This window comes from Corallococcus sp. CA047B, from assembly GCF_003612065.1.
Taxonomy (GTDB): Bacteria; Myxococcota; Myxococcia; order Myxococcales; family Myxococcaceae; genus Corallococcus; species Corallococcus praedator.
The window spans coordinates 1-4,846 of the sequence record NZ_RAWD01000495.1; the positions used below are offsets into that span (position 1 = coordinate 1).

The following is a 4,846-nucleotide window of genomic DNA, read 5'->3' on the forward strand; positions in this document are numbered from 1 at the left end:
CCCCGGTGGAGTCCCCTTCACGGGATGTGCTGCATGCCGCCATGAAGCAGCCCCTGGGCGCGCCCCGTCCACCCGTCGCCGCGCCCCCAGCCGCGGCGGCTCCTGCGCCTCGTGCCGTGGCCGCGCCGTCCCCGGGGATGCTCGTGGACGTGCCCCGGGCGACGCCCCGCTACAACGGCGCGCTGCCGGGCGTGGTGGAAGGGGAGCGGCCCACGCTGGATCAGATCCGCCGCGAATTGGGCGACTGCCGGCGCTGCAAGCTGTGCACGGGCCGCAAGAACATCGTGTTCGGCTCCGGCAACCCGCGCGCGAACCTGGTGTTCGTGGGCGAGGGCCCCGGTGAGAACGAGGACCTCCAGGGCGTGCCCTTCGTGGGCGCGGCGGGCGATCTGCTCACGAAGATGATCGCCGCCATGGGCTTCACCCGGAACGATGTCTACATCTGCAACGTCGTGAAGTGCCGCCCGCCGGGCAACCGCAACCCGGAGCCGGACGAGATCGCCGCGTGCGAACCGTTCCTGCGCTCGCAGCTGTTGGCGATCCAACCCAAGGCCATCGTCGCGCTGGGCAAGTTCGCGGCGCAGACGCTGCTGCGCGACACCACCGCCATCACCCGCATGCGCGGCTCCTGGCGTGAGTACGAGGGCATCCCGCTCATGCCCACCTTCCATCCCGCCTACCTGCTGCGCAACAACGCGGAGAAGCGCAATGCGTGGGCGGATCTGCAGCAGGTGATGAAGCTGTTCGCCAAGCCACCGGGCTCCAGCGCGTGACGCGCGCGGAGCACCGCGAAAAAGGGGTGCAGGGATGAAGGGAGTGCTCGAGACGCGCGAAGTGCAGTCGCCCGCGCTGGAGAACAATCCGCTGGGGGATCCGGCCCGCCGCCGGCTCACCGTGTACCTGCCGCCGGGCTATGCTGCGGGCACGCAGCGCTACCCGGTCGTCTACTTCCTGCATGCCTTCAGCTCGACGGGCGCCTCCTGGACGAACGCGTCCGGCTTCGCCCCGTCCGTGCCGGACCGCCTGGACGCCCTCATCGAGCAGGGCGTCATCCCGCCCGTCATCGGCGTCTTCCCGGATGCCTGGACGAAGCTGGGCGGCAGCCAGTGGGTGAACAGCGACGCCATTGGCCGCTACCGCGACTACCTGGCCAAGGACATCATCGGGTTCGTGGACAAGACCTGGCGCACGCTGCCCAAGGCCGCGTCGCGCGCGGTGGTGGGCCACAGCTCCGGCGGCTACGGCGCGCTGGTGATGGGCCGCTACCACCCGGAGCTGTTCTCCCTGGTGGGCGCGCACGCGCCGGATTCGTACTTCGAATATTGCTACATGCCCGACCTGCCCAAGGCGGCCACCGCGCTGCTCAAGGCCGGCGGCGTGGAGACGTGGGCGACGGAGATGCGGCAGCGCGCCCGTGAGACCAAGATGCGCGGGGACGACTTCCCGGTCATCAACATCCTGGCCATGGCGGCGGCGTACTCGCCGAAGAAGGGCGAGCCGCTCAATCTGGAGCTGCCCTTCGATCAGCAGAACGCGAAGCTGCGGCTGGACGTGTGGAACCGGTGGCTGGTGCACGACCCCGTGCGCTTCGTGCCCAAGTTCCTGGACTCCTTCCGCAAGCTCAAGGGCGTGTTCCTGGACGCCGGCACGCGCGACGAGTTCAACCTGCGCTGGGGCGCGCGCATGGTGGCCGACGACCTGAAGGCCGCGGGCGTGGACGTGACGCACGAGGAGTTCGAGGACGGGCACTCGGGCGTGTCGTACCGCTTCGAGCGTTCGCTGGCGGTGCTGGTGCCGCGCCTGACGCAGGACTGACGAGGAACTCCATGGGCACTGATTCGTACGGGCTGTCGCGCGTCGTGGGTGAGAAGGGCGTGCTGCCGCAGCGCGCCCGCAAGCTGGACCCCTCGCTGCCGTGTCGCGAGGCGGAGATGCTCATCGACGTGGAGAGCCTCAACATCGACGCCGCGTCGTTCAAGCAGATTAAAGACGACGTGGGCGGCGACCCCGGCCGCATCGCCCAGCGCATCCAGGACATCGTGCTGGAGCGCGGCAAGATGCAGAACCCCGTCACCGGCTCGGGCGGCATGCTCATTGGCCGGGTGAAGGAGCTGGGCGCGAAGCACCCCGCCAACGGCGTGCTCAAGCAGGGTGACCGCATCGCCACGCTGGTGAGCCTGACGCTCACGCCGCTCGTCATCGAAGAGGTGAAGGCGGTGCACGTGGACATCGACCGGGTGGACATCCGGGGCCACGCGCTCATCTTCGCGAGCGGCATCTACGCGAAGCTGCCGGAGGACATGCCGGACACGCTGGCGCTGGCGGCGCTGGACGTGTGCGGCGCGCCCGCGCTGGTGGCGCGCTACGTGCGCCCGGGCATGACGGTGGCGGTGCTGGGCGCGGGCAAGAGCGGCGCGCTGTGTCTGGCCCAGGCCCGCCGCAGCCTGGAGAGCCGGGGCAAGCTGCTGGCGCTGGACATCTCCCAGAAGGCGCTGGATGCGCTGTCCGCCATCGGCCTGTGCGACGAGGCGCTGAAGGTGGACGCCACCCAGGGCGTGGACGTGATGGAGGCGGTGCAGAAGGCGACGGGCGGTCCGCTCTGCGACCTGGTGGTGAACTGCGCCAGCGTGGGCAACACGGAGATGGCGTCCCTGCTGTCCGTGAAGGACGGCGGCACGGTCATCTTCTTCTCCATGGCCACCAGCTTCACCACGGCGGCCCTGGGCGCGGAGGGCGTGGGCAAGGACGTCACCATGATCGTGGGCAATGGCTACGTCCCCGGCCACGCGACCCTCACGCTGGAGCTCTTGCGCACCGAACCGTCGCTGCGCCAGCTGTTCGAAGCGCGCTACGTCTAGGGCTTGAGGAAGGCCGTGTGCACGGCCTTCAGCAGCGGATCCCTCTCACCCGCCGGGGCCTGTCGGAAGTGGCCCTGGTTGATGGTCCAGATGATGCCGCCGCCCAGGCCCAGCTCACGGGCCCAGCGGCCCTTCTCCGACACGGACGGGATGTCCTCGTAGGAGATGTAGTTGCACGCCTGCGGGCCGAACGCGGTGGGGAAGGAGAGGTAGGGCGCCTTGGCCGCCGCGTCCCAGCGGTAGGCCTCCGGCTTGTAGTAGAGCGTCTGGATGTTGGCGTAGCTCATCGCGTTGTCGCTCTGCTCCTCCTGCACGTCGTCCCGCCCGTCCAGGGGCGTGCCCGGCTCCGTGACGCCCTTCCAGCAGGTGCCGAAGAAGCCGATGCCCACGCCCATGCGCTGGGGCGGGACGCCCGCGTCCAGGAAGGCCTTCACGGAGCTGGCGACGGAGCTGGGGTGGCCGGGGCTCTCCGCGAACAGCGCGCTGGAGTGCCAGCTCTCCCACTGCCCCCAGTGCCCGCTCATCTTGTAGGCCATCACGTTCATCTGATCGACGCGGGCCGCCAGCTCCCGGTGGAAGTCCGCGTCCATCTTGCCCAGCGTGAAGTTGGAGTTCACCCAGCCGATGGGCACCGTGATGATGATCTTCTCATCCGCGGCGCGCAGCTCGTCCAGCAGCGCCAAGAGCGGCGGGCCGTCCTGCGGCAGGAGGATGGGCTCCCAGTCCACGTCGATGCCGTCGAACTCCAGCTCGCGCATGACCTTGATGATGTTCGCCACGAAGTTGCGGCGCTTCTCCACCGTCTCCGTCGCGCCCTTGAAGCCGTCGTACTCGCCCATGCCGCCCAGCATCAGCAGCGCCTTCTTCCCGGCCTTGTGCGCCCGCTGCGCCAGCGCCTTCGCGAGCAGGGGGCCTTCGAGCGAGGAGACGTCGAAGTCCGTGTAGAGCGTGCCGTCGATGCGCGGGCGGATGCGGCCCACCACCACGTGCGTGAGCAGGGACATGTCCACCGCGTCCACCGGATACAGGTCGCGCTGGTAGCCCACCCAATAGCCCATCACCCAGTTCGTCGGGGCTCCCCCGGGACGCGGCGTCACCGCCATCGTCGTGCGCACCGAAGGACCCTCGCCCAGCTCGTTGGCCGCCGTGACGGTGAAGGTGTACCCGGTGCCATTGTCGAGCCCCTCGATGAGCGTTCCCGACACCGGCGCGGACACCGTCTTCGTGGTGCCCCCGGGCTCCGCCGTCACCTTGAAGTACGACAGCGGACGGCCGCCAAAGCTGGCCGGGACCACCCAGCTCACGTACGCCTGTCCATTGCCCGCCGTGGGAACCACCGCGCGCGGCTGTCCCGGCACCGTGGGGTTCGGGATGCTCATGCCCGCGAGCGGCGTCACCAGGTCCGTCTCCACGGAAGCCTGGCCCTCGCCCATCGCGTTCACCGCCGCGACCTTGAACACGTAGGTGAAGCCGTTGTTGAGGCCCAGGATGGTGGCCTGCGTGTCGGGCGCCCTCACCAGCGCGCCACCGCACTCGGGCACGCACCGGACCACGTAGTACATGAGCGGGCTGCCACCGTCGCTCGGAGGCACCGACCACGTCACCAGCGCGGAGGCATCCCCCGGCTGCGCGATGACCTGCTGGGGAGCGTCGGGAGGCGCGGGCGGAATCTCGGGCACCTTGCGCCCGCCGAAGTCGCACGCACCCAGCATCACCGCGAGGGTCAAACCCAACCACCAACGAACTGGCATGGCCCGATGACTCGTCATCCCAATGCTCCTGAAAAGGATTGGGACGTTATGCGGCCGGACCCCCGGTGCGAGTCAAGTCTAAGTGGAAAATTACGGTAATTTCGTATCGCCGGTAAATCATCCATTAACCCGACTAATCCCATTCCCGCAGGGAATCATGAAACGTGCGGAGATGGGAAACACGCCCCGCAAGGACGGTTGGTGCGGGGGGTGTTTCCCATCTCCGCACGTTTCATG

The 4,846-nt window shown here is 68.8% G+C and carries 4 protein-coding genes; 3 read left to right on the plus strand and 1 reads right to left on the minus strand.

The window, feature by feature from the left end; genetic code table 11:
- The 3 genes from D7X74_RS39720 to D7X74_RS39730 form a co-directional block, all read left to right on the plus strand.
- A partial coding sequence (locus D7X74_RS39720) for a uracil-DNA glycosylase family protein (RefSeq protein ID WP_233602454.1) occupies positions 1 to 773 on the plus strand: 773 nt, incomplete at its 5' end.
- Positions 774 to 807: 34 nt separating this feature from the next.
- Entirely contained in the window at positions 808 to 1,815 is a 1,008-nt protein-coding gene (locus D7X74_RS39725; RefSeq protein WP_120538139.1) for an esterase family protein, read from the plus strand.
- 11 nt (positions 1,816 to 1,826) lie between these two features.
- Positions 1,827 to 2,858 carry an L-erythro-3,5-diaminohexanoate dehydrogenase gene (locus D7X74_RS39730; RefSeq protein ID WP_120538140.1) on the plus strand — a complete coding sequence of 344 codons (1,032 nt, stop codon included), beginning with the start codon at positions 1,827 to 1,829 and terminating at the stop codon, positions 2,856 to 2,858.
- Here the strand turns inward: D7X74_RS39730 and D7X74_RS39735 are convergent.
- Positions 2,855 to 4,627 (minus strand): glycosyl hydrolase family 18 protein, encoded by a 1,773-nt coding sequence (locus D7X74_RS39735; protein WP_120538141.1) that lies wholly within the window; start codon positions 4,625 to 4,627, stop codon positions 2,855 to 2,857. The two genes, D7X74_RS39730 and D7X74_RS39735, sit on opposite strands and share 4 nt — an antisense overlap.
- Positions 4,628 to 4,846 lie beyond the last annotated feature (219 nt).